We start from the raw sequence: 26,952 nt of genomic DNA on the forward strand, positions 1-26,952 counted from the left end.
TTATCGGGGGCTTGATCATCGGTGGGCGCCGCGGCGATCCGTGGCGGTCATCTGAAGGTGCGCAGGCGGAGGCTGTTACCCACCACGAACACCGACGAGAACGCCATCGCCGCCCCCGCGATCATCGGGTTCAGCAACCCGAGCGCCGCCAACGGCAACGCCGCCACGTTGTAGGCGAACGCCCAGAACAGGTTCCCGCGAATCGTCCGCCAGGTCCGGCGGGCCAACCGGATCGCGTCCCCCGCCACCCGCAGATCGCCCCGCACCAGCGTCAGATCCGAGGCCTCGATCGCCGCGTCCGTCCCCGATCCCATCGACAACCCCAGATCAGCCTGGGCGAGCGCCGCGGCGTCGTTCACCCCGTCGCCCACCATCGCCACCCGGCGCCCGTCGGCCTGCAGACGCTTCACCACTTCGACCTTCCCGGCCGGCAACACCTCCGCGATCACCTCGTCGATCCCCACCTCACCGGCCACCCGCCGGGCGACCGCCTCGTTGTCGCCCGTCAGCAGCACCGGCACGAGTCCCAGCCGGCGCAACCCGGCGACCGCCTCAGCCGACGACGCCTTCACCCTGTCGGCCACGACCAGCACGCCGCGCGCCTGACCGTCCCAGCCGACCGCAACCGCGGTCCGCCCCGCCTCCTGGGCCGTCAGGAAGGCGGCCTCCAGGTCGGCGGGCAGCGGCTGGGACCACTCGGCCAGCAGGCCGGGCCGTCCCACCAGCACCGCGTGCCCTTCCACCATGCCCTGGACGCCGAGTCCCTCGACGTTGGCGAACCCCTCCACACCGGGCAGTTCCCCCACCCGCTCGACAGCTCCGCGAGCGATGGCGCGCGCGATCGGGTGCTCCGAGGCGTGCTCCAACGCGCCGGCCAACCGCAGCAGCTCCTCCTCGTCGGCACCCTGGCCGGTGTGCACACCGACCAGCCTCATCCGCCCCTCGGTCACCGTCCCCGTCTTGTCCAGCACGACCGTGTCCACCCGCCGTGTCGACTCCAGCACCTCCGGGCCCTTGATCAGGATCCCCAGTTGCGCGCCGCGCCCCGTGCCCACCAGCAACGCCGTCGGCGTCGCCAGCCCCAGGGCACACGGACACGCGATGATCAGCACCGCCACCGCGGCCGTGAACGCCGCCCCGGCGCCGCCCCCGGTCCCCCACCAGAAGCCCAGCGTCCCGACCGCCAGCGCGATCACGACCGGCACGAACACCCCCGACACCCGGTCCGCCAGGCGTTGCACCCGCGCCTTGCCGCTCTGCGCCTCCTCCACCAGCCGCGCCATCTGCGCCAGCCGCGTGTCGGCGCCCACCCCCGTGGCCCGGACCACCACACGCCCGCCGGCGTTCACCGTCCCCCCGGACACCGCGTCGCCCGGCCCCACCTCGACCGGTACCGACTCCCCCGTCAGCATCGACACGTCCACCGCCGAGGTTCCCTCGACCACCACCCCGTCAGCGGCGATCTTCTCGCCCGGCCGCACCACGAACCGGTCCCCCACGTTCAGCCCGTCCACTGCGATCCGGACCTCACGCCCTTCCCGCAACACGGCCACGTCGCGCGCGCCCAACTCCAGGAGTGCTCGCAACGCCGTCCCCGCCCGCCGCTTGGAACGCATCTCGAAGTAGCGCCCCGCCAGCAGAAAGGCCGTCACGCCCGCCGCCGCCTCCAGGTAGATGTTCCCCGACCCGTCCGAACGCTCGATCGTGAACTCGAACGGATGCGTCATCCCGGTCACACCCGCGGTACCCCAGAACAACGCCCACACCGACCACCCGAACGCGGCCAGCGTCCCCATCGACACCAGCGTGTCCATCGTCGCCGCGCCATGCCGGACGTTCACCCACGCCGCCCGGTGGAACGGCCACCCCGCCCACACCACCACCGGCGCCGCCAGCACCAGCGACAACCACTGCCAGTACCTGAACTGCAGCAGCGGCACCATCGCCATCGCGATCACCGGGACCGCCAGCACCACGGAGACGATCAGCCGATGCCGGAGCGCGGCCAGCTCGTCGGGCGCCGCGGACGCCTCGGCGTCCTCCGTCCTGGGCGGGACGGGCAGGGCCGCGGAGTAACCGGCCTTCTCCACCTCCGCGATCAGCGTCTGCGGGTCGGTCCCCGCGGGGAAGCTCACCTTCGCCTTCTCCGTGGCGTAGTTGACCGTCGCGGTCACACCGTCCATCTTGTTGAGCTTGCGCTCGATGCGGTTGGCGCAGGACGCACAGGTCATGCCGCCGATGGAGAGTTCGACCGATCCGCCCACGGTGAGCGCCCGGTCATTGGTGACGGAGGACATCGCTTCTCCTCTCTCGCGTCATTCCGGTCAGTGGGTGTGGTCGTCGTCGTGCGCGCCGGACGGGACGGCGCCCGGCTCGGGGGCGACCACCGTCGCGGGGCCGCTCCTGGCGGTGAAGTCCGCGGTGCGCACCTTGCCGTCGTGCTGGAAGTCCAGGAAGAGCCGGTAGTCGCCGCGGCTGGGCACCTCGGCGTAGAAGGTGATCTCCGGGCCGGGCCTGGTCGTGCCGTCGCCCGGCTCGCCGTCCGGATGCACGTGCAGGTAGGCGAGGTCTCCGGCGCGCAGGGCCACCAGATGGCCGTAGGCGCCGAGGTAGGGCTGGAGGTCGGTGACCGGCTCGCCGTCCTTGCTCACCTTCAGGGTGAGCCTGCTGGACCTGCCGGGGACCAGGTCGCCCCGGAGTTCGACGGTGTAGCCGTCCACGGTCGCGGTGCGCACGGCCCGCGGGAGCGGCTTCGGCTCGTAGTCGCCCGTGGCGTGCAGGTCGGCGCCGAGCGTCATGCCCTCGGCCCGGTCCGGGGCGAAGTCGGCGAACATCCGGTAGGCGCCGGGCCGGGGCAGGGTGAGCTCGACGCTCCACGTGCCGTCGGCGGACAGCTCCGGGTGGATGTGCGTGAAGCCGGACAGGTCCCGCGAGGCGACGATCAGGTGCAGCTTCTTGTCGTGTTCCACCCGGTAGGCGGTGACCGGCTCGCCGCCGGGCCCGAGCACGGTGAACCGGAGCTCGGCGGGCTCGCCGGGGGTGAACGTCGTGGCGGCCGGGACCAGGGTGTAACCGTTCTGGGAGATCTGCAGCCCTCCCGGGACGCTCGGCCCGCCCGGCGCGGACTCCGCGTGGGTCGCGTGGCCCGTGCCGGGCGCGGCCTGCGCCTTGCCGGGGTGGGTGTCGTGCCCGCGCGCCACGGGGGCGGGGGCGACCTCGCCCACGGCGCCGCCTATCCCGAAGGCGCCACCGAAGATCACGGCCAGCCCGACCACGTAGGCTCCGATCTTCACGGAGGTGTTCATCGCCTCACCATCTTGCATCCGGCCTCATGACCATCACTCCTGCCTGGTCCCCTCTATGGTGCCAACACCGTACGGGGGGTGGGTATGCCGCGACCCCGCGTCCGCCTTCCGCCGGGCAGGCGGGCGCACACGACCGCGCACGTCCACTGCCCCACCGGAAGGCGCATTGGGGCCTATCGATACCCCCATTGGGTATCTTGCATCTCAAGCTAGCATACCCCCAGGGGGTTCCTGAAAGGCGGGCCCCGGGCCGGGCAACCGCTCAGCCAAGGGCGGAAGGTCTGCGCCTCGCGGGGGTGTCTCCAGCGCCCGCCTCACTCCCACCGCACCGGGGTCGGGGCGCTCAGGGTGACCTCCCGGGCCGCGCCATTCCGTTTCGGTTGGGTTTCGGAGTCTTGACAGCGGGATGCCGTGAGGTCATATTTTCAGCACTAAGTTTACTACTGAAGAAAGTCCTCCTATGGCTGGCACGGATCGCGGCGACCTGACGCGCACGGCGATTCTCACCCTTCTCGGCACGGTCGGCCCGCTGAGCCGTACGGAGATCGCGCGCGAGCTCGACCTGAGCTCCGCGCTGGTCACCCAGGTCACCCGGGAGCTCATCGGGCACGGCATGCTGGAGGAGCTGGACCTCAAACCCTCGCGCGGCGGCCGTCCCGCGCAGCGGCTCGGCCTGGTCGGCACCGCGGGCCGCGCGCTGGGCGTCAAGGTGACCGCGGAGCGGCTCGTCATCGTGGACGTGCGTCTCGACGGCGAGGTGCTGGGCTCCTGGGAGCGGCCCTTCGACCCCTCGGCGGCCGGCGCGCTGGACGACCTCGCCGACGCGATGGCGGCCACGGTGGCCGCGGTCGACCAGACGCCGCCGATCCTCGGCGTCGGCGTCGGCGTGCCGGGCGGCGTGGACGACCAGGCGGTCGGCACGGTCAACGCGCCCACGCTCGGCTGGCAGGCGATGCCGGTCGGCGAACGGCTGCGCCGCCGGCTCGACCTTCCGGTGCTGGTGGAGAACGACGTCAACGCGCTGGCCGCGGCCGAGCGGCTGTACGGCACGGGACGCACCCACCGGGACTTCCTGGTCCTGACGATCGGCCGCGGCGTCGGGGCCGCGATCGTCGCGGAGGGCCGGGTCTACCGGGGGGCGCGGGGCGGCGCGGGCGAGTTCGGGCACGTGCCGGTGGACCCGTCGGGACCGCGCTGCGGCTGCGGCACGGCGGGCTGCCTGGAGGCGTTCGTCGGCGCGGCCGGGCTGGTCGCGGCGGCCCGCGCCCGCGGCCTGCTCGCGGACCGCGCCGCCGCGGCGGGCGACCTGCCCGGCGCGGTCGCCGAGCTGGGGCGCGCCGCCGCGGCGGGCGACCGGGAGGCGCTCGCGGTGTTCGCCGAGGCGGGCGCCGTGCTGGGCCGCGCCACGGCCGGCCTGATCAACGTCGTCGACCCCGAGGTCGTGGTGGTCCTCGGTGAAGGAGTCGCCGAATGGGAGTTCTGGCGGGCGGAGTTCGACTCCGCGGTGCGCGGGCGGCTGCTGCCGGGGCGGCGCGACATCCCCATCGAGGTGGAGGGCTGGGACGACACGAGCTGGGCCCAGGGCGCGGCGGCCCTCGTGCTGGCCACCCCCTTCGACGCGGCCGGCGCGGCCGGCGAGCAGGGCCGCCTGGTGCGCGCCCGGCTGATCGGCGCGACCCCGTGACCGGCGGGCCGGCCGGGGCGGTCCGATGACCGTCACCGAGACACGGCCGAAGGCGCCGGCCGTCACCGCCCGGCGCGCGCCCCGGCGGCGGCTGCGGTACGCGGGGACCGTCGCGTTCTTCCTGCTGCCGAGCGCGATCCCGCTGACGCTGTTCACCCTGATCCCGATGGCCGGATCGCTGTGGACCAGCCTGCACGAGTGGAACCTCATCACCCCGATGCGCTGGGTGGGCCTGGCCAACTACGCCGAGCTGCTCGGCGACCCGGGCACCCGGGCGGCGTTCCTGCACACGCTGTACTTCATCGCCGGTTACCTGCCGCTGGTCTACGTGGGCGGGCTGGGCCTGGCGATGCTGCTCAACACGGCTATGCCCGGCCGCGCCCTGCTGCGCGGCGTCTACTTCCTGCCGGTGGTGACGAGCTGGGTGGTCGTCGCGCTGATGTGGAAGTGGCTGCTCAACCCGGCCAGCGGGGTCGTCAACCAGGTCCTCGGCGCGCTCGGCGTCCAGGGGCCCGGCTGGTGGACCGACCCGGACTGGGCGATGCCGTCGGTCATCCTCGCCTCGGCGTGGAAGGACCTCGGCTTCGTCATGATCATCCTGCTGGCCGGGCTCCAGGCGATCCCGAAAGAGTTCCACGAGGCGGCCATGGTGGACGGGGCGAGCGCGTGGCGGCGGTTCCGCCATGTCACGCTGCCGCTGCTGTCCCCCTCGACGTTCTTCGTCGTCGTGATCTCGCTGATCAACGGCTTCCAGGTCTTCGACCAGGTGCACGTGATGACCGGCGGCGGCCCCGCCGGGGCGACGGAGGTGGTGGTCGAGCAGGTCTACACCTTCACCTTCCAGTACCAGAAGGCGGGCGCGGCCTCGGCGCTGTCCTGGCTGCTCTTCGCCGTCGTCCTCCTCGTGACCCTGGTCCAGGTGCGCGGGCAACGCCGGTGGGTGACCTATGGGTAGGGCGGTGCGGTACGCGATCGCGGTGGCGGGGGCGCTGGTCATGCTCTTCCCGTTCGCCTGGGCGGTCCTCACGTCGATCACCCCGGGGGACGCGGTGCTGGCGACCCCGCCCGACCTGACCCCGGACGGCGCCGGGCTGGACGCCTACCGGCGGCTGCTGGAGGCCACGCCGTTCTGGCGGATCCTGCTCAACAGCCTCTGGATCGGCGTCGCCTCGACGATCCTCCAGCTCGTCACCAGCGCCATGGCCGCCTACGCCTTCGCCCGGCTGCCCTTTCCCGGCCGCGGCGCGCTGTTCGCGGTCTACCTGGCCACGCTGATGATCCCGTTGCAGGTGCTGATCGTCCCGCTGTTCATCGAGATGCGCACGTTCAACCTGGTGGACACCTACTTCGCGGTGCTCGCCCCGACCATCGCCTCGGCGTTCGGCGTCTTCCTGCTCCGCCAGGCCATCGCCCAGGTGCCGCGCGAGTTCGACGAGGCGGCGGTGCTGGACGGGGCGGGGCACCTGCGGATCTTCGTCTCCGTGGTGCTCCCGCTGATCAGGCCCGCGCTGGCGACCTTCGCCGTCTTCGGGTTCATGGCCAGCTGGAACAGCTACCTGTGGCCGCTGGTGATCATCAGGTCGCCGGAGTTCATGACGCTGCCCCTCGGGCTGGCGGAGCTGCACGGCCGCTTCACCACCGAGTGGAACGTCGTGATGGCCGGTTCCGTGGTCAGCGTCGTCCCGATCGCCATCCTCTACGCGTTCGCCCAGAAACACGTCATCGCCAGCGTCGCACAGACCGGGCTCAAGTAAGGAAAACCCCCCATGAAGACACCCGCGAAGTTGGCCACAGTGCTGGCCGCCGCGCTGCTCGCCACTGCCTGCGCGCAGGGTTCGGCGACGAATCCCGGCGCCGGCGCGGACGGCAAGGTGACGGTGCGCTACTTCACCTTCTCCGCCGCGCCCGACCACGTGCAGGACCTGGACAAGATCGTGACCGCGTTCGAGCGGCAGAACCCGGCGATCGACGTCGTGGTCGAGACGGCCCCGTTCGACCAGTACTTCACCAAGTTGCAGACCAGCATCGCCGGCGGCACCGCCCCGGACACCTTCGAGCTCAACTACGAGAACTTCGTCACCTACGCCGCCGCGGGCTCCCTGCTCGACCTGGCCGCGTCCGGGGCCGCCACGGACGCGGCGCTGTACGCGCCGGAGTCGCTCAACGCCTTCAAGCACGAGGGCAGGCAGTACGCGCTGCCCGCCTCCTTCTCCACCGTGGTGCTGCTCTACAACAAGGACCTGTTCGAGAAGGCCGGGGTGCCCGTGCCGACGGCTGAGTGGACCTGGGCGGACGAGAAGGCCGCCGCGGAGAAGCTGACCGACAAGGACGCCGGCGTGTACGGCGACTTCCAGCCGGTGCAGTTCTTCGAGTTCTACAAGACGCTGAAGCAGGCCGGCGGGGAGTTCCTCGGCGCCGACGGCAAGGCCGCCTTCGACAGCCCGCAGGGGGTCAAGGCGGCGGAGTGGCTGGTGTCCAAGGTCGGCACGACCATGCCGACCGAGGCGGAGATCGGCGGCACCGCCGACTACGACACCAACCTGTTCAAGTCCGGCAAGCTCGCGATGTGGCACAACGGCATCTGGCAGTTCGCCGGCCTGGCCGACGTGCCGTTCGAGTGGGACGTGGTGGTCGAGCCGGGCGACTCGCAGAAGGCCAGCGCGGTGTTCCACAACGCGGTCGCCGCCTCGGCCGCGACCGGGCACGCCAAGGAGGCGTACGCCTGGGCCAAGTTCCTCAGCTCCTCGCGGGTGGCGGCCGAGACCCGCATCGCGTCGTCGTGGGAGCTGCCTCCGGTGGCCGACCAGGCGCTGCTGGACGGCTACCTGAAGGACCCGGTGCCGGCCGGCCGCCGGGCGGTGTTCGACTCCCTGGAGTCGATCGCGCTGCCGCCGGTGATCCAGCGCCAGCAGGAGATGCAGGACGCGGTCACCGAGGAGCTGACCAACGCCGCCGCCGGCCGCAAGCCGGTGGCCGAGGCGCTGAAGGCCGCGTCCGCCAAGGTGAACGAGCTGCTCGGCGGCTGACCCCGCACCCGGCACCCCCGATCCCAGGAGAGACCAAGTGACCATTGGCAGCGACAGGCTCGGCGCGCTCGTGTCGCACAGCCTCGACGTGATCCGCCGCTTCCAGGCCCCGACCGGGGCCTACCCCGCGTCCCCGACCTTCTCCGCCTATCGCGGCTACTCCTGGCTGCGGGACGGCGCGTTCATCGCGGAGGGGATGAGCCGGCACGGCGACGTGGCGGGCGCGGGCGCGTTCCACGCCTGGTGCGCGGGGATCGTCGCGGACCGCGCGGCCCAGGTGGACGCGCTCGTCGCCCGGGCGTCCCGCGGTGAGACGCCGGGGCACGCCGAGATGCTGCCCACCCGGTTCACCCTCGACGGCCTGGACGGCACGGACGACTGGTGGGACTTCCAGCTCGACGGCTACGGCACCTGGCTGTGGTCCCTCGCCGAGCACGCCGCCCGGCACGGCACGGCGGTGCCGGGGGCGTGGGAGAAGGGCGTCCGGGTCACGGCCCGCTACCTGGCGGCGTTCTGGGACTCGCCCTGCTACGACTGGTGGGAGGAGCACCTCGACCGGCGGCACGTGGCGACGCTCGGCGCCGTGCACGCCGGGCTGCGCGCCGCCGTCTCGCTCGGCGTGCTGTCCGCCGCCGAGACCGCGGCGGCCACCGAGGCGGCCGCCGGCATCGAGGCGCTGGTCGCCGCCGAGGGGGTCGCCGGCGGTCACCTGACGAAGTGGCTCGGCACCGACGCGGTGGACGGCAGCCTGCTGGCGTGCGTCGTGCCGTTCGGGCTGCGTCCCCCCGGCGACCCGGTGGGCGAGGCCACCGTCGCCGAGGTCGGGCGGCGGCTCACCGTGGACGGCGGGGTGCACCGCTATCTCGCCGACACCTTCTACGGCGGCGGCAGATGGGTGCTGCTCACCGGCCTGCTCGGCTGGAACCACGCCCGCGCCGGCCGCCGGGAGGAGGCCATGCGCTGTCTCACCTGGATGGCGGCGCAGGCCACGCCGTCAGGCGACCTGCCGGAACAGGTCTCCGGGGTGCTCCTCGCGCCGGACCGGCTGGCGGAGTGGCTGGACCGGTGGGGGCCGGTGGCGACGCCGCTGCTGTGGTCGCACGGCATGTACCTGATCCTCGCCGACGAGCTGGGGGTGCGGACGTGATCCGGCATCGTCCCTTCGGCTCCGGCCACCCGTACGCGGCCACCGAGGACCAGCGGGTCCCCGCGCTGCCGCTGGACGGCGAGCCGGTGGAGCTGCGGGTGCGCGCGGCGGCGGGCGCCGCGTCCGTGGTGTGCGAGTGGGCGGCGGACGGCGGCGCGCCGGTGGTCCTGCCGCTCACCCGGGCCGGCTCGGCGAACCCGGGCGCGGACACCGCGGACCCCGGCGCGGCCCCGGGCGCGGCGGCGGACGGCGCGGGGGTGGCGGCGGACGGCGGGCATCTCGCCGGGGCGCAGGCCCGCGCGGCGCGGGCGGCCTCCGGTTCCTGGCGGGTGACGACCCCGCCGCTGCGCGCGGGCCACCGGTACGCCTACCGGTTCCGCGCCACCAGGGCGGACGGCACCAGCCGCGCCACCCGGTGGTTCGAGACGACCGCCGCGGCCTGGCGCGAGCAGGGCGGCAAGCTTTCCGTGCGGGGCGCGGACCGGGTGCTGCCCGGCAGCGTCCGGTGGCTGGTGGGCGGCGAAGGGGCGCGCCGGGTCCGGTTCGACCTGGCGCTGGGACCCGGCGAGCACGTGGTCGGCTTCGGGGAGCGGTACGACGCCGTCGACCAGCGCGGGCGGCTGCTCGACGCGGTGGTGTTCGAGCAGTACAAGGCCCAGGGGGCGCACGGCCGCACCTACCTGCCGATGCCGTTCGCCCTGGTGGTGGGCGGTGAGACGGCGTGGGGGCTGCACGTGGACACCTCGCGGCGCACCTGGTACGACGTCGGGGCGTCCGCGCCGGACCGGTTGCGGGTGGAGGCCGAGGTGGGTCCGGAGGAGGAGCTGACCGTGCGCCTGCTCGGCGGGCCCGGACCCGTCGACGTGCTGAACGAGTTCCTCGACGTGGCCGGCCGCCCGGTGGAGTTGCCCGGCTGGGTGTTCCGGCTGTGGGCCAGCGGCAACGAGTGGAACACCCAGGAGCGGGTGATGGCCGAGATGGACCGGCACCGCGACGAGGACATCCCGGTGGGCGCGCTGGTCATCGAGGCGTGGAGCGACGAGACGACGTTCACCGCCTTCCGCGGCGCGGTCTACGAGCCGGCCGACCGGCCGCACTCCTACGCCGACTACACCTTCCCCGCGGACGGCCCGTGGCCTGACCCCAAGGGCATGGTCGAGGAGCTGCACCGCCGCGACGTCAAGGTGCTGCTGTGGCAGATCCCGTTGCAGAAGATGCGCCCGCATCCCCGTCACCAGGCCGCGGTGGACGCCCGCGCGCTGGTCGAGCGCGGATTCGCGGTCCGGGAGGCGGACGGCCGGCCGTACCGGAACCGGGGGTGGTGGTTCCCGCTGGCGCTGATGCCCGACCTGTCCTCGCCTCAGGCGCGGGAGTGGTGGACGGCCAGGCGGCGCTACCTGGTGACGGAGGTGGGCGTCGACGGGTTCAAGACCGACGGCGGCGAGCACGCCTGGGGCCACGACCTGCGCTACGCCGACGGCCGCCGGGGCGCGGACGGCAACGGGCTGTTCCCGGTGCACTACGCGCGGGCCTTCGGCGACCTGCTGGCCTCGGCGGGCAAGGCGCCGGTGACGTTCAGCCGGGCCGGGTTCGCCGGGTCGCAGCCGCACGGCGCGTTCTGGGCGGGCGACGAGGACTCCACCTGGGAGGCGTTCCGGGCGTCGATCGTCGCCGGGATCACGGCGTCGGCCTGCGGGATCGTCTACTGGGGCTGGGATCTGGCCGGGTTCTCCGGCGAGGTGCCCTCGGCCGAGCTGTACCTGCGGGCGGCGGGCGCCTCCGCGTTCATGCCGATCATGCAGTACCACTCGGAGTTCAACCACCACCGCACGCCGAGCCGGGACCGCACGCCGTGGAACATCGCCGAGCGCACCGGCGACCCGCGGGTGCTGCCGTTGTTCCGGCGGTTCGCCGCGCTGCGCGAGCGGCTGGTGCCCTACCTGGCCGGGCAGGCGCGGGCCGCGATCGGCGGCGGCGCGCCGCTGATGCGCGGGCTGTTCTTCGACCATCCCGGCGACCCGCGCGTCTGGGACCACCCGTTGCAGTACAAGCTGGGCGACGCGCTGCTGGTCGCCCCCGTCGTGACGCCCGGCGCCGAGACGGCGGCGGTCTACCTGCCCGCCGGCGAGTGGATCGACGTGTGGACCGGCGCCGCGTACGACGGCGGGCGGGAGGTCACCCTGCCCGCCCCGCTGGACCGGCCGCCGGTGCTCTGCGCGGCCGGCCACTGGCCCAGTATGTCCGCCCTCTTCCCGTCCTGACAGGAGCCCTCTGTGATCCGGTTACGGTCGGGCGTCACCGTCATGGTGATCGCCCTGCTCGCCTCCGTCGTCTCCGTCCCCGCGTACGCGCTCGGCGGCGTCCACCACAACCCGACCGGCATCGACGACCTCTACTCGGCCGAGCCGACCGAGCGCACCCCCCGCGACCCGATGGCCGGGGAGGGCGTCACGGTCAAGGCCACCACCTGGCCGATCGAACCCGGCCAGACCGTCTGGATCACCTGGACCAGGAACGGCGTCGCGCAGCCGCCCATCGGCGCCGCCTGGGACTACAACAGCGGTGGCAACAGCTACTGGAAGATCGCCCTGGGCTCCTTCAACCGGGGCGACAAAATCTCCTACACGGTGAACGCGGACGTGAACGGCGGCGGCCAGAAGAGCGTGGGGCCGTTCGCGTTCACGGTGACCTCCTGGAGCACGGTCACCGACGTCACCGGTTACACGGACAACGGCACGTCGGTGGACGTGCGCACCGGGGACAGCGCGGGATCCTTCACCCCGAGGATCCGGTTCGCGTTCCCCGCCGCGGACCGGTTCCGCACCCAGATCGCGCCCAGCGGCAACGGGCTGACCATCTCCGGCGGCGGCGGTTACACGGTGACCGACTCGCCGGGCACGCTCACCATCGCGACCGGCGCGCTGGTGCTCAGGATCCAGAAGTCGCCCTACCGGCTGTCGGTCTACAAGGGCGACGGGACCACGCTGATCACCCGCCAGTACGACCCCGCGGTGTTCCGGAACATCGGCTGGGCCAGCGACGGCGCCACCACCATCACCAAGATCGAGGACCACTACCTGTCCCCCGCGGGCGAGCGGTTCGAAGGGTTCGGCGAGCGGTACGACCGGCTCGACCAGCGCGGCACCGACGTGCACAACTACGTGTACAACCAGTACCGCGACCAGGGGGCGACCCGGCGCACGTACCTGTCCACGCCGTTCTTCATGAACTCGGCCGGATACGGCGTGCACATCCCGAGCACCAGATACGCGATCTTCAACCTGGGCACGCACCTGCCCGACCTGGCCGGGTTCACCGTGGACACCGGCGGCGGCCTGGACTCCACGCTCGACTACCACTTCTTCGCCGGCACCCCGGCCGAGATCGTGGACGACTACACCGCGGTGACCGGGCGTCCGCAGCTGCCGCCCAAGTGGGCGTTCGGCCTGTGGATGTCGGCCAACGAGTGGAACACCCAGACCGAGGTGGAGAACGAGCTGGCCAGGGCCGGCGCGGAGAAGGTGCCGCACACGGCGATGGTGCTGGAGCAGTGGAGCGACGAGGCGACGTTCTACGTCTGGCACGGCGCGACCTACACGCCGACGCCGGGCGCGGGGAAGCTGAGCTACGCGAACCTCACCTTCCCGCCGGGCACGGCGTGGCGCGACCCCAAGGCGATGGTGGCCGACGCGCACAGCAAGGGCATCAAGGTCATCCTGTGGCAGATCCCGGTCTTCAAGGAGAACTTCGACGCCAACCCGCCGGCCGCGCCGCAGCAGCACCTCAACGACAGGTCCTACGCCCAGGCGCAGGGCTACGTGGCCAGGTCGCCCTCGGGGGCGCCGTACCGGATCCCCACCGGGCAGTGGTTCGGCGACGGCATGGTGCCCGACTTCACGTCGGCGGCGGCCAGGAACTGGTGGCTGAGCAAGCGCGACTACCTGATCGACGAGGTCGGGGTGGACGGCTTCAAGACCGACGGCGGCGAGGCGGTCTTCGGCCGGGGCGTCACGTTCGCCGACGGCCGCAGGGGCGACGAGATGCACAACGCCTACCCCAACGGCTACACCAAGGCGTACAACGACTACGTCCGGGCGAAGACCGGGAACGAGGGGGCGATCTTCAGCCGGGCCGGCACGTCCGGGGCGCAGGCCAACTCGATCTTCTGGGCGGGTGACCAGAACTCCAGCTTCGCGGCCTTCCAGGAGGCGGTCAGGGCGCAGCTCAGCGCCGGCCAGTCGGGCGTGCCGTACACCGCCTGGGATCTCGCCGGGTTCACCGGCGACTTCCCGAGCGCGGAGCTGTACCTGCGGTCGGCGGCGCAGGCGGTGTTCTCGCCGATCATGCAGTACCACTCGGAGAAGGCCAGTCCGGGGGTGTCGGAGGCGCGCACGCCGTGGAACGTGCAGGCGCGCACCGGGAACACCGGCGTGCTGCCGGCGTTCCGGAGGTTCGCCAACGTGCGGATGAACCTGATCCCCTACCTGTACACCGAGGCCAGGGCGAGCTCCGCCACCGGCGTGCCGATGATGCGCGCGATGAGCTTCGCCTTCCCCGGCGACGCGACGGCCGCGGCGCTGGACCAGCAGTACATGTTCGGCTCCCAGCTCCTCGTCGCGCCGATCACCGCGCAGGGCGCCACGTCCAAGAACGTGTACCTGCCCGCCGGCGAGTGGTACGACCTGTGGAACGGCGGCCGGTTCACCGGGCCGGGCACCAAGAGCTACGCCGCCGGGCTGGACACGATCCCGGTCTACGCCAGGCCGGGCGCGATCATCCCGCTCAACCTCAACGCGGACTACGAGCTGGGCGGGGAGATCGGCAACAGCGTCGACGCCTACGCCAACCTGGTGTTCCGGATCTACCCGGCGGGCACCTCGTCCTACGCGTACTTCGAGGACTCGGCGGGCGCGAACCGTACCGTGGGGGCGGTGGAGAACTGGGGGGCGCACCGGGTGACGGTCACCGTGCCCCCGCTCACCACGACGAGCACCCTCCAGGTGGCGGCCACGAAGCCCGCCACGGTCACCCGGGGCGGCGCGAACCTCACCGCGCACGCCACGCTCGCGGCGCTGAAGACGGCGGCGGAGGGCTGGTGGTGGGATCCGGTCCGGCAGCTCACCCACGTGAAGCTGGCGTCGAGCGCCTCGGCGCGGACCGTCGTGCTCGACGGGGTGGACAAGGCGGCCTACGAGGCGGAGTTCGCCACCGGCGCCGGCACGTCGGTCAACACCGACCATCCGGGGTTCACCGGCACCGGTTTCGCCGACGGCTTCGCCTCCCCCGGCGACTCGGTGACCTTCCAGGTGAGGGCGGACGCCGCGGGCGCGCACCAGCTCAGGTTCCGCTACTCCACCACGGTGGCCGCCACCCGGACCGTCTACGTGGACGGCGTCGCCGCGGGCACGCTCAGCCTGCCCGCGCTGGCGAACTGGGACACCTGGGGCACCGCCACCCTCACCACGAACCTCACGGCCGGGGCGCACACCGTGCGCATCGCCTACGACGCGCCCAACACCGGCGGGATCAACCTCGACAACCTGGGGGTGACCAGACCGTGAAACGCCAGGCCGTGAAACGCCACGCCGTCAAACGCGTCCTGCTGACCGTCCTCACGGTGCTCGCCGCCTCGTGCGCGACCGCCCTGCCCGCCCAGGCGGCCGTGCAACGGGTGCAGTTCGCCTCCGGGCCGGCCTACCTGCTCGTCGAGTTCCTCGACGACGACCTCGTGCACTTCGAGCTCGCCGCCGGCACCGGCCCCGGCACCGGCTCGCCGATCTTCACCACCCCCCAGGTCGCCAAGAAGGACTATCCGGGGCCGGGCACCTTCTCGCAGAACGGCGGCACACTGACCACGGCCGCCATGAAGGTCGAGGTCAACCCGGGCACCCTGTGCGTCAAGGTGTCCGATCCGGCCCGGCTGCTGTACGAGGCGTGCCCGCGTAACCTCGCCCAGGCGTGGAAGGGGCTGACGATCACCAAGGGGTCGATCCAGCACGCCTACGGCCTCGGCGAGCAGTTCTTCAAGGGCGGCAGCGCGGACGGCGACTGGGTCGGCCGCACCCGCACGCCCGGCGGGAACTACGGCAACGCCATGGTCTACGACACCGACAACGGGCCGGTGGGCAACGCGCAGATCCCGGTGCTGTTCGCGGTCGGCGCGGCGAACCTGAACTACGGGTTCTTCCTGGACCACGCCTACAAGCAGGAGTGGAACCTCTCGGACAACCCGTGGACGGTGGACACCTGGGGCGACCAGCTCCGGTGGTACACGATGACCGGGCCGGACCTGCCGGATCTGCGCTCGGACTACCTGGAGCTGACCGGCAGGCCGCCGGTGCCGCCGAAGAAGGCGCTCGGCATGTGGGTGTCGGAGTTCGGCTACGACAACTGGGCCGAGATCGACAACCGGCTGACCGGGCTGCGCGACGCGAAGTTCCCGGTGGACGGGTTCGTCCTGGACCTGCCCTGGTTCGGCGGGGTCACCGCGGGCTCCGACGACACCAGGATGGGCAGGCTGACCTGGGACCCCGCGGCCTTCCCCGACCCGGCCACCCGGATCGCCGGCTACCAGGCGGACCAGGGCGTCGGTCTGATCACCATCGAGGAGTCCTACGTCGGCAGGAACCTCCCCGAGCACGCCGACCTCGCCTCCCGCGGCTTCCTGGTGCGGGCCGGCTGCTCGTCGTGCCCGCCGGTCTACCTCACCTCCAACGACTGGTGGGGCCGCGGCGGCATGATCGACTGGACCCAGGACGCGGCCGGCGACCACTGGCACGCCGCCAAACGGAAGCCGCTCGCCGACCAGGGCGTCATGGGCCACTGGCTGGACCTCGGCGAGCCGGAGATGTACGACCAGAACGACTGGACCGCCGGCGTGCTGCCGGGCAAGCACGCGCACGCCGACTACCACAACCTGTACAACCTGAAGTGGGCGGAGAGCGTCGCCCGGGGGTACGCGCAGGGGACGAAGCGGCCGTTCAGCCTGGCCCGTTCGGGCGCCTCCGGCATCCAGCGGCACGGCGTGGCCATGTGGTCGGCCGACATCGGATCCAAGCTGACCGCCCTGGCCCAGCAGCAGAACGTCCAGATGCACATGTCGATGTCCGGGATCGACTACTTCGGTTCGGACATCGGCGGGTTCCGCCGGGAGATGCTGGACTCCGACCTGAACGAGCTGTACACCCAGTGGTTCGCCGACGGCGCCTGGTTCGAGGTGCCGGTCCGCCCGCACACCGAGAACCTGTGCAACTGCGCGCAGACCTCGCCCGACAAGATCGGCCACGTGCCGAGCAACCTGGCGAACATCCGGCAGCGCTACGAGCTGACCCCCTACTACTACTCGCTGGCCCACCGCGCCTACCGGACCGGCGAGCCGGTCGTCCCGCCGCTGGTGCACCACTACCAGAACGACCCGAACGTGCGGGAGATGGGCAGCGAGAAGCTCATCGGCCGCGACCTGCTGGTCGGGGTCGTCGCCGGGGAGAACGAGCGCGAGCGGGACATGTACCTGCCCGCGGGCACCTGGTTCGACCTGCACAGCGGTGAGAAGCTCACCAGCACCGGCCAGTGGTTCACCGACCGGCCGCTGTGGGTGAACGGGCGGTTCAGGCTGCCGGCGTTCGCCAGGGCGGGGTCGATCATCCCCAAGATGTTCGTCGACGACAAGACCATGAACGCGCTCGGCAGACGCACCGACGGCCCGGTCAGGAACGAGCTGATCGCCCGCGTCCACCCGGCGGCCACGCCCTCCTCCTTCACCCTGTACGAGGACGACGGGGCCAGCACGGGCTACCAGGGCGGCGCCGTGCGCACCACCGCGCTGAGCCAGCAGCTCAGCGGCACCACGGCGACCGTCACCGTGGCGGCCGCCTCCGGCGCCTATCCCGGCGCCCCGGCGAGCAGGCCGAACGTGATCGAGCTGGTCTCCGACACCCAGGCGTCCGCGGTGACGCTCAACGGGGTGCCGCTCCCCCAGCACGCCACCAGGGCCGCCTTCGACGCCGCGGCGAGCGGCTGGTACAACGCGGGCGGCAACCTCGTGGTGGCCAAGTCGGCGGCGATCCCGGTGGGCACGGCCAAGTCGTTCGCCTTCACGCTCGGCCAGGCCCCGGTGTCGATGACGTTCTCGTGCGCGGGCGGCACGACCACGCCGGGCCAGTCGGTCTACGCGGTCGGCGGCGTCCCGCAGCTCGGCGCGTGGTCGGTGGCGAGCGCGGTCAGGCTGACCCCGTCCGCCTACCCGACCTGGACCGGCACGATCGGCAAGCTGCCGCCGAACACCACGGTCGAGTGGAAGTGCGTCAAACGCCAGGAGGCGGGCCTGCCCGACACCGCCGACCAGTGGCAACCCGGCGCGAACAGCACCTTCACCACCCCCGCGACCGGCTCCGGCGGCACCACCACCGGCGCCTTCTGACACGACCGCGCGGCCCCCGGGGCACTCCGGGGGCCCACCGGTTCCGGGCGCGGCGGAGCCGCCCAGCGGGCCGCCGAGGCCGAGGCCGCCCGCCAGGGGTTCGACGCCGGCGGCGAACGCCCACTTCTCCTGGTCAGACCGGCAGGCCGACGAGACGGGCGCTCTCCGCCCAGAGCCGGTCGCAGCGCTCGGCGTCGGTGGTGTGCGGCGCGGTGGGGACCTGCTCGCGCCGGACGAAGAACCGGCCGGTGACCCCCTCGACCCGCGGCGACGTCGCCAGCCACACGGGGGTGTCGGCCCCGTCGTCGGGCCCCGGCGAGAACGGGCGGAGCTGCGACAGGCGGTCGAACACGCGCAGGGCGCCGCGCGCGTGACGGCCGAGCCCGGTGCCCTTGATGATCCCCGGGTGCACGCCGTTCACCGTGATGCGCGAGCCCGCCAGCCGCCGGGCGAGAGCGTAGACGAACATCGCGTTCATGTTCTTCGTCCGGCCGTACGCCACGAACGGCCGGACGCTCGGCGGGAAGCCGAGCCCGCGCCGGGAGGAGAGGTCCGCGAGATCGACCGGCGCCCTGGCCAGGGCGCTCGGCGAGGCGCCCACGACGACGAAACGCGCCGGCCGTGCGCCGATCGGCGGCACCAGGGAGCGGAGCAGCAGGTACGGGGCGAGGTGGTTGACGGCCAGCGTCCGCTGGAGGCCCTCGGAGGTGAGCTCCGCGGCGTCGGCGACGACGGCGGCGTTGCTGACCACCACGTCCGGCGGCGGTCCGGCGGCCAGGCGTTCCGCGAGCGCGCGGACGTCTCCCAGCAGGGACAGGTCGGCGCGTTCGAGGCTCAGCTCCGCGTCCGGCACGGCGGACAGGATCCGGCGCCGCGCCTGGCGGAGCCGTTCCTCGCCGCGGCCGACCATGACCACGGCCAGCCCTTCCGCGGCCAGGAGGCGGGCGATCGCCTCTCCGATGCCGGACGTCGCTCCGGTGATCACGGCACGCCTGTGCTGGTGCACGACACCCTCCTTAGGTTGACGTTGTCAACCTAGTGAGCGAGGTTGACGGCGTCAACCTGCCTACACTGGTGCGATGCCACCGGATACGCGCAAGGCGCTGCTCCAAGCGGCCACCCGCCTGCTGGACGAGGGCGGCGTCGACGCCGTGACGCTGCGCGAGGTCGGCCGCCTCGCCGGGGTGTCGCACAACGCGCCCTACAAGCACTTCACCCGTAAAGAGGCGCTGCTGGCCGCCCTCGCGGCCGAGGAGCTGACCCGGCGGAACGCCGCCCTCACCGAGGTGATCGAGCGCTCGCCCGGCCCGGAGGCGGCCCTGCGCACGGCGATGCGCGACTACATCGCCTGGGCCCTGGACCACCCGGCGCGCTTCAAGCTGGTCTTCGGCACCTGGACGATCCACTCGCCGGAGCTGGCGACCGCGGCGGACGACGCCCAGGCCACGCTGGTCGGGCTCGTCGCGGCCGCCCAGCGGGCCGGCGCCCTGCCCGGCGGCGACCCGGTGCGCCTGGCGTCGCTGCTGCGCGCGCTCGCGCACGGCGCGGCGGACCTCGGCTCGGCCGGGCACCTCAGCTCCGGCGGCAAGGGGAACGCCGATCCGGGCGAGCTGGTCGACGACCTGATCGACTACCTCCGCGTCGCGACGCGCGACGCGCGCAGCCCCGCCTGACCGCCCCGCCTGACCCCCCGCCTGACCTCCCCGCCTGATCGAAACGTCAGCGCGGGGGGCCGGGCGCGCCGGCGCGCAGGCCGTCCATGACCAGGTCGAGCATCCGGCGGGTCCGCTCCTCCGAGCCGGCGCCCGGGTCGATCCGCCACAGGAAGCCGAGCAGGAGCAGGATGTCGTCCGGGTCGCACCCGGGGCGGATGCCGCCGTCCTCCTCGCAGGCCCGCAGCAGCAGGGTGATCGCGCCGATGACCGGGCCGTAGGTCTCACCGGCCAGGCCGTCGCTGGTGGCGGCGTGCAGCACGTCGGCCAGCCCGTGCTTGATCTTCCCGTAGTGGGCGAGGCGATCCAGCCACAGCCGCAGCGCCGTCAGCGGCGGGTGCTCCTCCAGCAGCGCGGGCGCGGCGCCGACGAGCAGGTGCACGTCGTGCTGGTAGACCGCGAGGACGAGCGCCTCGCGGGTGGGGAAGTGCCGGTAGAGCGTGCCCGCGCCGACTCCGGCCTTCTTCGCGATCGAGTTGAGCGAGGCGTCACCGGAGGCGGCGAAGGCTTCGCGCGCGACCTCGAGGATGCGGTCGCGGTTCTGCCGCGCGTGCGCGCGCAGGGGTCCGCGCTCCCCTTGGATCATCGCGTCGGCCCTTCGTGGCTGCTCACCGGAGAGCGCTCCGATGCCGTCCCCAGCTACCGGAGAGTTCTCCGGTCAGTAAAGCACACAACCTGACCGGGGAGAGCGCGTCGCGTCCCGTCGGCGGCACGGCCCCCGGCCGCATGATGTACGGCGAGCGGCACCGAGGCCGTCGCCGGGCAAGGGGGACAGCCGCCGCCCGCCAAGTGTGAGGCGGATGGCTCGGCGGCGGAGGTTCGGGGGGTGTGCCCCGGGACGGGGCACACGAGGTGAGGCGACCGGCGGCTCGCCGGTGCGCGATGCGACGATCAGCCCCAGAACGTCGGGACCGGGTGGCTGGGGTAGTTGGTGGAGTAGAGCGGCACCGCGTGGTGCGGGACCGCCGTCATCGGGGCGGCGTTGACCCACTTGCCGTGGTGCGCGCCCCCGACGCACTGCCGGGCCGCGAACACGCCCAGGCCGCTGGGCGCGACATAGGCCGGCGCGACCCTGCCGCCGAACATGGCGCATTCCGCGGGGGTCACGGTGGGGGCGGCGGACGCCGCCGGGGCCAGCGCGGCCGCGGCCGCCAGGGTCACCGCGGTCACGCCGAGCAGACGCATGACGAGCTTCATGACTTCTTCCTTCCGGTAAGGGTGCTACACGTGATCTGTACCTCCATCACCCAGTGAAGTCAACGAACAGCGTTCCGTAGCGATTCGCGCTCAGAACCCCGAACCTCGCCCGCTACGCCCTCTTGCAGCCGCCTTTCCACCGGTATTTCACGGCCCGGAAGCCGGAACGCTCCCGGGCTCGGCCCCCGGCTTGCGGGCCTCGATCAGGAAACGGGTGGTGGTGGCGACGAACGGGCCCTCGTCCCGGATCCGCTCGTGCAGGTCGCGCAGCCGTTCGCGGTACTCGCCCACGGTGAACCCGGGGACCATCCAGATCACCTTGCGCAGGAAGTAGACCACCGCGCCGATGTCGAAGAACTCCGTCCGGAGCGACTCGAACCGCAGGTCGGCGACCTCCAGGCCGGCTGCCTCCGCCCGCCGCCTGGCGTCGTCGGGGTGCCGCCTGCGCCGGACCTCCTCCGGCTGCGGCCCGCGGAAGTACTCGACGAGCTCGAAGACGCTGGCCGGGCCGACCTGCTGGGAGAAGTACGTGCCGCCGGGCCGGAGCACCCTGGCGATCTCCTCCCACCAGACGGTCACCGGGTGCCGGCTGGTCACCAGGTCGAAGGCCGCGTCCGCGAACGGCAGCGGCGGCTCGTCCGGATCGGCGACCACCACCGCCCCGAGCGGGTGCAGCAGCCTCGTCGCCTTCTCCAGGTTGGGCGGCCAGGACTCGGTGGCCGCCATCAGCCGCGGCAGCCGCGGCGCCCCGGCGAGCACCTCTCCGCCGCCCGTCTGGATGTCCAGCGCGGCGGACACCCGGGCCAGGCGCTCACCCATGGCACGCTGGTAACCCCACGAGGGACGCTGCTCGGTGGCCCGGCCCTCCAGCCAGGAGAAGTCCCAGCCTTCCACGGGCACCTGCTCGGCCTCGGCGACGAGCTCCTCGAAAGTACGCGGCATATGCCGAATCATGACGGCACCCCCTCGAACACCGGCAACCGAATATTCCACAGCGGCGGGAGGGGGCCGTCGAAGCCCTGCGTCCGGACCGGGTGCTGCCGCTCCCGGACGGCACCGAGGAACTGTGGAGCCCAGACTACCGGGAGCCGGTGGCCCTGCCCCTGGCCGCCGATCCGCGGCACCGCGCCGTGACGCCGGAAATCACGATCCGCGGCACCGCGCCGTGACGCCGGAAATCACGATCCGCGGCACCGCGCCGTGACGCCGGAAATGATTCGTTCCCGAAAGGGACGCCTGCTAGGTTTCCGGGCGTGACGGGCGACGGCAGACACCAGCGGCAGGTACTGATCTTCGACGCCGACGACACGCTGTGGGAGAACAACATCATCTTCGAGCGGGTCATCGGCGACTTCCTGGACTGGATGGCGCATCCGACCATGTCCAGGGCGGAGGTCCGGACGATCCTCGACGACATCGAGGCGGCCAACTCGATCGCCTACGGCTACGGCAGCAAGGTCTTCCTGCGCAGCCTCGGCGAGTGCGTGGCCCGGCTGCGTGATCGTCCCGCGTCGGAGGACGAGCTGCGCAGGATCGAGGAGCTGACGGCGGCGTTCGTCGAATGGCGGGCCGAGCTGATCCCGGGCGTCGCGGCGACCCTCGCCGAGCTGCACACCCGGCACGACCTGCTGCTGCTCACCAAGGGCGACCACCACGAGCAGCAGCGCAAGATCGACGTGTCCGGGCTCGCGCACCACTTCAGCAGCATCCACATCGTGCCGGAGAAGAACGCCGGCGCCTACCGCCGCATCGTGGCGGAGCTGGACCTCGCGCCCGCGACCACCTGGATGATCGGCAACTCCCCCAAGTCGGACATCATCCCCGCTCGCGAGGCGGGCCTGAACGCCGTCTTCATCCCGCACGAGCACACCTGGGTCCTGGAGCACACCGACCTGTCCGGCCACGACGGCGTACTGCACCTCAGCGGGTTCAGCCAGCTGCTGGAACACTTTTGAGCACGAGAACGCCCTCGGTCTCCTGCGTGTTCGTCTGCCACGACGGCTTCCACCCCGGCGGCCCCGGCGGTGTGCACGGTGGCGGGGCGGGACGCGTCCTGCTCGCCAGGCGCGGGGCCGGGGCCCGGGACGAACCGGGCGCCTGGGACTGCGGCGCCGGCGCCCTGGAGTACGGCGAGACGTTCGAGGCGGCGGTCGCCCGCGAGGTCCGCGAGGAGTACACCGCCGAGCCGCTGCGGATCGACACCATCGGCGTCCGGAACGTGCTGCGCGGCGATTCACACTGGGTCGCCGTGATCTTCGCCGTCGAGGTGGACCCGGCACGGGTGGCGATCGGCGAACCGCACAAGTTCGACGACCTGGCGTGGTTCGCGCCCACCGCCCTGCCCTCTCCCCTGCACTCACAGCTCCCCGCCACCCTCGCCCTCTTCGACACCTGGCGCCGCCGGCCCACCCCGTGACCACCCGCCCAAGCCCCCCGCCCACGGCCGCCGGGCGGGCGGGAACCCCGGCGGGGCGGGCGTTTCCGCGTGTCCGGGCAGTGATCGGATGCCACTCCGTGGCCTAGGCTTTGATCGTGAGGAGTCTGCGGGCGGGATGGCGGGCGCTTCGCCGGCCCCGGGTCGCCGACTCGCTGCTGGCACTGGCGATCTGCGCCATACAGATACTGCTCGGACTTTCCGCCGACGCGCCGCCGCTCGTGGTCGCGGCGCTCGCCTGCGCCGGCTCGGCCGCGCTGGTCTGGCGGCGCGACCGGCGGCTCACCGTCCTGACGGTCACCACGGTCTGCCATCTGGCGGCCGTCGCGACCGGCGAGATCGACTGGGCGTCCCTGGCCGCGATGGTGGCGGTGTACTCCGTGGGCCGGTACAGCAGGCCGCGCCACGCCTGGATCGCCGCCGTGGTCACAGACGTCTCCGTCTTCGCCGCCGTGCAGGCGATCCACGCCGCCCAGGGGGTGAGACCGTCGACCGCGGGGGCGCTGTCGGCGCTGATCCTGGTCGGGCTCGGCCAGTTGCTGCGGTTCCGCCGGGAGCTGGCCGACCGGGCGCGGGCCGAGCTCGCCGACGCCGCCGTACGGGCCGAGCGCCGCCGGATCGCGCGGGAGCTGCACGACGTGGTGGCCCACCACATCACCACGATGAACGTGCTGGTCGGGGTGGCCCGCACCACCATGTCCCGGCAGCCGGGCCAGGCCGAGGCGACCCTGCTCACCGTGGAGCAGACCGGCCGGGAGGCGATGGCCGAGATGCGCCAGTTGCTGCACGTGCTGCGCGCCGACGAAGGCACCGGCGGGCACGGCCTGGACACCCTGCCCCTGCTGGTCGCCAGGATCAGGGGCACCGGGCTGCCGGTGGACCTGGAGGTGACCGGTGACCCGGTGGAGCTGAGCCCCACCGCGCACCACACGCTCTACCGGCTCGTCCAGGAGGCGCTGACGAACATCCGCAAACACGCCCCCGGCGCCCGCGCCACAGTCCGGGTCGTCTACGAGCCCGCGACCGTACGCGTCTCGGTGCTCGACGACGGCCCCGCCCCGGGCGGCGCGGAACCCGGAACCACCGGGTCCCACGCGTCCGGTGCGTCCGGTGCCGCCGGTGCGCCCGGTGCCCCCGGTGCGATCGGTGCTGCCGGTGCCGCCGGTGCTGCCGGTGCGGAGGGCGAGCCCGGCAGGGCCGTCGAGGCCGGGGCTGTGGGCAGTAGCGCCGGGGTCGGGGTGGGGGTCGGGGTGGGGCAGGTGGGTGGTGGCGGGTTCGGGCTGGACGGGATGGCCGAGAGGGTGGCGGGCTGCGGGGGGTGGCTGCGGGCCGGGCCGCGTGAGGCGGGGGGCTTCGAGGTGTCCGCCGGCATCCCGGTGTCCGCCGCACGGAACGAGGAGAAATGATCAAGGTCTTGGTGGTGGACGACCACGCGCTGGTCCGGGCGGGGTTCCGGATGATCCTGGACGCCCAGGACGACATGACCGTGGTGGGCGAGGCGGAGGACGGCGAGCTGGCGTTACGGCGGTGCCGGGAGCTGCTGCCCGAGGTGGTGCTGATGGACCTGCACATGCCCCGGTCCGACGGCATCACCGCCACCGGCGCGATCACCTCCGAGCTGCCCGACGTGCGGGTGCTCGCCCTGAGCACCTTCGACCTGGACGAGTACGTCGTCGACGCGCTGCGGGCCGGGGCGTCGGGATTCCTGCCCAAGGACATCTCCCCCGAGGAACTGGTGGAGGGCGTCAGGGTGGTGCACCGGGGGGACTCGGCGGTCGCCCCCCGGTTGCTGACCCGCCTGATCGGCACGTTCGTCCGGGCTGCGGAGCCGCGCCGGCGTGCCGTACCCGAGCAGCTCGCCGGGCTGACCGACCGCGAGCGGGAGGTGCTGACCCTCATCGCCCGGGGCCGGTCCAACGGCGAGATCTGCGAGAGCCTCGGCATGGCCGCCTCCACCGTGAAGAACCATGTGACGAGCCTCTTCGCCAAGACCGGCGTCCGCGACCGCGCCCAAGCCGTGATCGTCGCCTACGAGACGGGCCTGGTCTCCCCGGGCGACTGACCGTCAGGCGTTTCTGCGGCGGGCGAGCTGTGACCGGAGCCGGGCCGTCTCGCCCCTGCGGCCCCAGGCGATGACCGCGGACAGCACGAGCAGCGCGAGCGGCAGGACGGCGCTGCCGCCCATCAGGAAGAGCTCGATCGGCGCCGCCCCGGCCATCAGGACGACGAACGCCAGGGCGGCGAGCCCGGCGAGGCGCGGCACGAAGAGCGCGACGACGCCGGCGACCTCCAGAACGCCGACGAAATAGCGGAACCAGTCGCCTAAGCCGATGGCGTCGAACGTGGAGGCGGCCGGCTCCGCGCCGGAGAACTTGCCCAGGGCCGCCAGGAGGAAGCCGGCGGCGGTGACGACCTGGAGCACCCACAGGACGGCGCTCCAGGCACGGCGCGGGCCGGTGCGCTCAGGGCGGGTCGTGGCGGTCACGAGCCCCAGCCTCTCTCTGGCGGAACGAACGAATGGAGGATCCTGCCCCCGATGACCTTCATGCCATCGACGTTAAGATCCACCGCCCCGCACCGCCATGGAGCCAGATACCGGATCCAGGTGTATCTAGCCACACCCCTGGGTTCGGGCACGGCCATTCTGGGCATCAAGGAAACGATAGGTTACTATCGTTTAGTGTCATGAGCGGCCCGGCCACGGGTCAATCGGGGAGGTTGCATGAGCGAGACGCAGACGGTGCCGCTGTACATGCGGCGCCAGGAGTTCGACCCCGTTCCGGAGCTGTCCGAGCTGCGCGAGGAGGAGGGCGTCCGGCGGATCATCACCCCCCTCGGCGTGGAGGCGTGGCTGGTCACCCGGCATTCCGACGTCCGCACCGTGCTGAGCGACCCGGAGCGGTTCAGCAACGCGCGCAGCTTCCCGCCGCGCGACCCCGGCTCGCCGCCGCCGTCCGAGCAGGAGATCGCCGCGATGCGCGCGGGCAACCTGCTCTCCGCCGACCCGCCCGACCACACCCGGCTGCGCCGGCTGCTCACCCCCGAGTTCACCGTGCGCCGGATGCGCCGCCTGGAGCCGCGGATCGTCGAGATCGTCGATCAGCACCTGGACGCCATGGGGCGCGCCGGTTCGCCGGCCGACCTCGTCTCCTCCTTCGCGCTGCCGATCCCCTCCCTGGTGATCTGCGAGCTGCTCGGAGTGCCGTACGAGGACAGGGGCGAGTTCCAGGAGCGGACGAGCCGGGTGCTGGACGTGTCGCTGCCGATGAAGGAGCGGCAGGCGCTCCAGGCGCAGTCCCGGGCGTACATGATCGACCTGGTGGCGAAGATCAAGGCGGATCCGGGCGAGGAGCTGCTCGGGATGCTGGTCCGCGAGCACGGCGACGACCTGACCGACGCCGAGCTGGCCGGCATCGGCGGCCTGCTGCTGGTGGCCGGGCACGAGACGACGTCCAACATGCTGTCGCTGGGCACGCTCGCGCTGCTGCGGCACCCCGAGCAGCTCAAGCTGCTGCGCGAGGAGCCCGACCGGATCACCGGGGCGGTGGAGGAGCTGCTGCGCTGGCTCAGCATCGTCCACTCCGGCATGGTCAGGACGACCACCACCGAGGTCGAGCTCGCCGGTCACACCATCGGCCCGGGTGAGCTGGTGGTCGCCGGTCTCGCCACCGCCAACCGCGACCCCAAACTGGTCCCCGACCCCGACGCCCTGGACATCGGGCGCGACGCGGCCGGGCACGTGGCGTTCGGGCACGGCCTGCACCACTGCCTGGGCGCGCCGCTGGCCCGGATGGAGATGCGGATCGCCTTCCCCGCGCTGCTGCGCCGCTTCCCCGGCCTGCGCCCGGCCGCGCCTGAGCCGCAGTTCCGCGCGTTCCACTTCGTGTACGGCCTGGCCTCCTTCCCGGTGGCCTGGTAGCCGACGGGCCGATCATGACGGCCGGGGCCGCGGGTGACCGGGACGGCGGCGTCCCGGTGCCCGCCGCCCCGGCCGGAGGTTCCGGCCGGGCGGGTGGCGGTCCTGCGAG

At 72.7% G+C, this 26,952-nt stretch carries 21 protein-coding genes; 14 read left to right on the plus strand and 7 right to left on the minus strand.

What is annotated here, in order from left to right; all coding sequences use genetic code 11:
* Nucleotides 1-47: 47 nt before the first annotated feature.
* The gene (locus QSK26_RS07735) at nt 48-2,297 is read right to left on the minus strand and encodes a heavy metal translocating P-type ATPase (protein WP_285774302.1); all 2,250 of its coding nucleotides are present in this window, start codon (nt 2,295-2,297) and stop codon (nt 48-50) included.
* Nucleotides 2,298-2,324: 27 nt separating this feature from the next.
* Nucleotides 2,325-3,305, minus strand: a complete 981-nt coding sequence (locus QSK26_RS07740) for a DUF8832 domain-containing protein (protein WP_285774303.1) — start codon at nt 3,303-3,305, stop codon at nt 2,325-2,327.
* 460 nt (nt 3,306-3,765) lie between these two features.
* On the opposite strand from QSK26_RS07740, the gene QSK26_RS07745 reads away from it, so the two are divergent.
* The 8 genes from QSK26_RS07745 to QSK26_RS07780 are packed head-to-tail and all read left to right on the plus strand — an operon-like array spanning nt 3,766 to nt 17,581.
* The gene (locus tag QSK26_RS07745) at nt 3,766-4,989 is read left to right on the plus strand and encodes an ROK family transcriptional regulator (protein ID WP_285774304.1); all 1,224 of its coding nucleotides are present in this window, start codon (nt 3,766-3,768) and stop codon (nt 4,987-4,989) included.
* A 25-nt stretch (nt 4,990-5,014) separates the two neighbouring features.
* Complete coding sequence (locus QSK26_RS07750) at nt 5,015-5,944, plus strand: carbohydrate ABC transporter permease (RefSeq protein ID WP_285774305.1); 930 nt, start codon at nt 5,015-5,017, stop codon at nt 5,942-5,944.
* Nucleotides 5,945-5,948: 4 nt separating this feature from the next.
* Nucleotides 5,949-6,743, plus strand: coding sequence for a carbohydrate ABC transporter permease (locus tag QSK26_RS07755; RefSeq protein WP_285774306.1), 795 nt, complete (start codon nt 5,949-5,951; stop codon nt 6,741-6,743).
* Nucleotides 6,744-6,755: 12 nt separating this feature from the next.
* Entirely contained in the window at nt 6,756-8,015 is a 1,260-nt protein-coding gene (locus QSK26_RS07760; RefSeq protein WP_285774307.1) for an ABC transporter substrate-binding protein, read from the plus strand.
* 37 nt (nt 8,016-8,052) lie between these two features.
* The gene (locus QSK26_RS07765; protein WP_285774308.1) at nt 8,053-9,162 is read left to right on the plus strand and encodes a glycoside hydrolase family 15 protein; all 1,110 of its coding nucleotides are present in this window, start codon (nt 8,053-8,055) and stop codon (nt 9,160-9,162) included.
* Nucleotides 9,159-11,423, plus strand: coding sequence for a glycoside hydrolase family 31 protein (locus QSK26_RS07770; RefSeq protein WP_285774309.1), 2,265 nt, complete (start codon nt 9,159-9,161; stop codon nt 11,421-11,423). The genes QSK26_RS07765 and QSK26_RS07770 overlap by 4 nt, the downstream gene beginning before the upstream one ends.
* A gap of 12 nt (nt 11,424-11,435) precedes the next feature.
* On the plus strand, nt 11,436-14,723 hold the full coding sequence (locus tag QSK26_RS07775; RefSeq protein WP_285774310.1) for a TIM-barrel domain-containing protein: 3,288 nt from the start codon (nt 11,436-11,438) through the stop codon (nt 14,721-14,723).
* Nucleotides 14,720-17,581: a TIM-barrel domain-containing protein gene (locus QSK26_RS07780; protein ID WP_285774311.1), complete on the plus strand. Its 2,862-nt coding sequence runs from the start codon at nt 14,720-14,722 to the stop codon at nt 17,579-17,581. The genes QSK26_RS07775 and QSK26_RS07780 overlap by 4 nt, the downstream gene beginning before the upstream one ends.
* A gap of 133 nt (nt 17,582-17,714) precedes the next feature.
* Here the strand turns inward: QSK26_RS07780 and QSK26_RS07785 are convergent, their stop codons facing one another.
* The gene (locus QSK26_RS07785) at nt 17,715-18,587 is read right to left on the minus strand and encodes an SDR family NAD(P)-dependent oxidoreductase (RefSeq protein WP_285774312.1); all 873 of its coding nucleotides are present in this window, start codon (nt 18,585-18,587) and stop codon (nt 17,715-17,717) included.
* A gap of 73 nt (nt 18,588-18,660) precedes the next feature.
* On the opposite strand from QSK26_RS07785, the gene QSK26_RS07790 reads away from it, so the two are divergent.
* Nucleotides 18,661-19,254 carry a TetR/AcrR family transcriptional regulator gene (locus QSK26_RS07790; RefSeq protein ID WP_285774313.1) on the plus strand — a complete coding sequence of 198 codons (594 nt, stop codon included), beginning with the start codon at nt 18,661-18,663 and terminating at the stop codon, nt 19,252-19,254.
* A 46-nt stretch (nt 19,255-19,300) separates the two neighbouring features.
* Here the strand turns inward: QSK26_RS07790 and QSK26_RS07795 are convergent, their stop codons facing one another.
* The 3 genes from QSK26_RS07795 to QSK26_RS07805 form a co-directional block, all read right to left on the minus strand.
* Entirely contained in the window at nt 19,301-19,879 is a 579-nt protein-coding gene (locus QSK26_RS07795) for a TetR/AcrR family transcriptional regulator (protein ID WP_285774314.1), read from the minus strand.
* Between the two features lie 305 nt (nt 19,880-20,184).
* Nucleotides 20,185-20,490, minus strand: a complete 306-nt coding sequence (locus QSK26_RS07800; protein WP_285774315.1) for a hypothetical protein — start codon at nt 20,488-20,490, stop codon at nt 20,185-20,187.
* A gap of 147 nt (nt 20,491-20,637) precedes the next feature.
* Nucleotides 20,638-21,432: a class I SAM-dependent methyltransferase gene (locus QSK26_RS07805; RefSeq protein ID WP_285774316.1), complete on the minus strand. Its 795-nt coding sequence runs from the start codon at nt 21,430-21,432 to the stop codon at nt 20,638-20,640.
* 311 nt (nt 21,433-21,743) lie between these two features.
* Here QSK26_RS07805 and QSK26_RS07810 point away from each other — a divergent pair, with 311 nt between their 5' ends.
* The 4 genes from QSK26_RS07810 to QSK26_RS07825 all read left to right on the plus strand — a co-directional run bounded on the left by QSK26_RS07810 (nt 21,744) and on the right by QSK26_RS07825 (nt 24,986).
* Nucleotides 21,744-22,445 (plus strand): HAD family hydrolase, encoded by a 702-nt coding sequence (locus QSK26_RS07810; protein WP_285774317.1) that lies wholly within the window; start codon nt 21,744-21,746, stop codon nt 22,443-22,445.
* Nucleotides 22,442-22,906: an NUDIX domain-containing protein gene (locus QSK26_RS07815; RefSeq protein WP_285774318.1), complete on the plus strand. Its 465-nt coding sequence runs from the start codon at nt 22,442-22,444 to the stop codon at nt 22,904-22,906. The genes QSK26_RS07810 and QSK26_RS07815 overlap by 4 nt, the downstream gene beginning before the upstream one ends.
* A gap of 116 nt (nt 22,907-23,022) precedes the next feature.
* Nucleotides 23,023-24,330 (plus strand): sensor histidine kinase, encoded by a 1,308-nt coding sequence (locus QSK26_RS07820; protein WP_285774319.1) that lies wholly within the window; start codon nt 23,023-23,025, stop codon nt 24,328-24,330.
* Nucleotides 24,327-24,986, plus strand: a complete 660-nt coding sequence (locus QSK26_RS07825) for a response regulator transcription factor (protein ID WP_285774320.1) — start codon at nt 24,327-24,329, stop codon at nt 24,984-24,986. Before QSK26_RS07820 ends, QSK26_RS07825 begins: the two co-directional genes overlap by 4 nt.
* A 3-nt stretch (nt 24,987-24,989) precedes the next feature.
* Here QSK26_RS07825 and QSK26_RS07830 read toward each other — a convergent pair whose 3' ends face one another.
* The gene (locus QSK26_RS07830) at nt 24,990-25,409 is read right to left on the minus strand and encodes a DoxX family protein (protein WP_285774321.1); all 420 of its coding nucleotides are present in this window, start codon (nt 25,407-25,409) and stop codon (nt 24,990-24,992) included.
* Nucleotides 25,410-25,646: 237 nt separating this feature from the next.
* Here QSK26_RS07830 and QSK26_RS07835 point away from each other — a divergent pair, with 237 nt between their 5' ends.
* On the plus strand, nt 25,647-26,843 hold the full coding sequence (locus tag QSK26_RS07835; RefSeq protein ID WP_285774322.1) for a cytochrome P450: 1,197 nt from the start codon (nt 25,647-25,649) through the stop codon (nt 26,841-26,843).
* The last annotated feature ends 109 nt before the right edge of the window (nt 26,844-26,952 follow it).

The organism is Microtetraspora sp. NBRC 13810 (assembly GCF_030268685.1).
GTDB lineage: Bacteria > Actinomycetota > Actinomycetes > Streptosporangiales > Streptosporangiaceae > BSRQ01.

Coding starts and splice junctions, on each gene's coding strand:
- QSK26_RS07805 (WP_285774316.1), bottom strand. CDS start 21,432: ATGCCGCGTACTTTCGAGGAGCTCGTCGCCGAGGCCGAGCAGGTGCCC.
- QSK26_RS07745 (WP_285774304.1), top strand. CDS start 3,766: ATGGCTGGCACGGATCGCGGCGACCTGACGCGCACGGCGATTCTCACC.
- QSK26_RS07735 (WP_285774302.1), bottom strand. CDS start 2,297: ATGTCCTCCGTCACCAATGACCGGGCGCTCACCGTGGGCGGATCGGTC.
- QSK26_RS07750 (WP_285774305.1), top strand. CDS start 5,015: ATGACCGTCACCGAGACACGGCCGAAGGCGCCGGCCGTCACCGCCCGG.
- QSK26_RS07800 (WP_285774315.1), bottom strand. CDS start 20,490: ATGAAGCTCGTCATGCGTCTGCTCGGCGTGACCGCGGTGACCCTGGCG.
- QSK26_RS07790 (WP_285774313.1), top strand. CDS start 18,661: ATGCCACCGGATACGCGCAAGGCGCTGCTCCAAGCGGCCACCCGCCTG.
- QSK26_RS07760 (WP_285774307.1), top strand. CDS start 6,756: ATGAAGACACCCGCGAAGTTGGCCACAGTGCTGGCCGCCGCGCTGCTC.
- QSK26_RS07740 (WP_285774303.1), bottom strand. CDS start 3,305: ATGAACACCTCCGTGAAGATCGGAGCCTACGTGGTCGGGCTGGCCGTG.
- QSK26_RS07835 (WP_285774322.1), top strand. CDS start 25,647: ATGAGCGAGACGCAGACGGTGCCGCTGTACATGCGGCGCCAGGAGTTC.
- QSK26_RS07795 (WP_285774314.1), bottom strand. CDS start 19,879: ATGATCCAAGGGGAGCGCGGACCCCTGCGCGCGCACGCGCGGCAGAAC.
- QSK26_RS07825 (WP_285774320.1), top strand. CDS start 24,327: ATGATCAAGGTCTTGGTGGTGGACGACCACGCGCTGGTCCGGGCGGGG.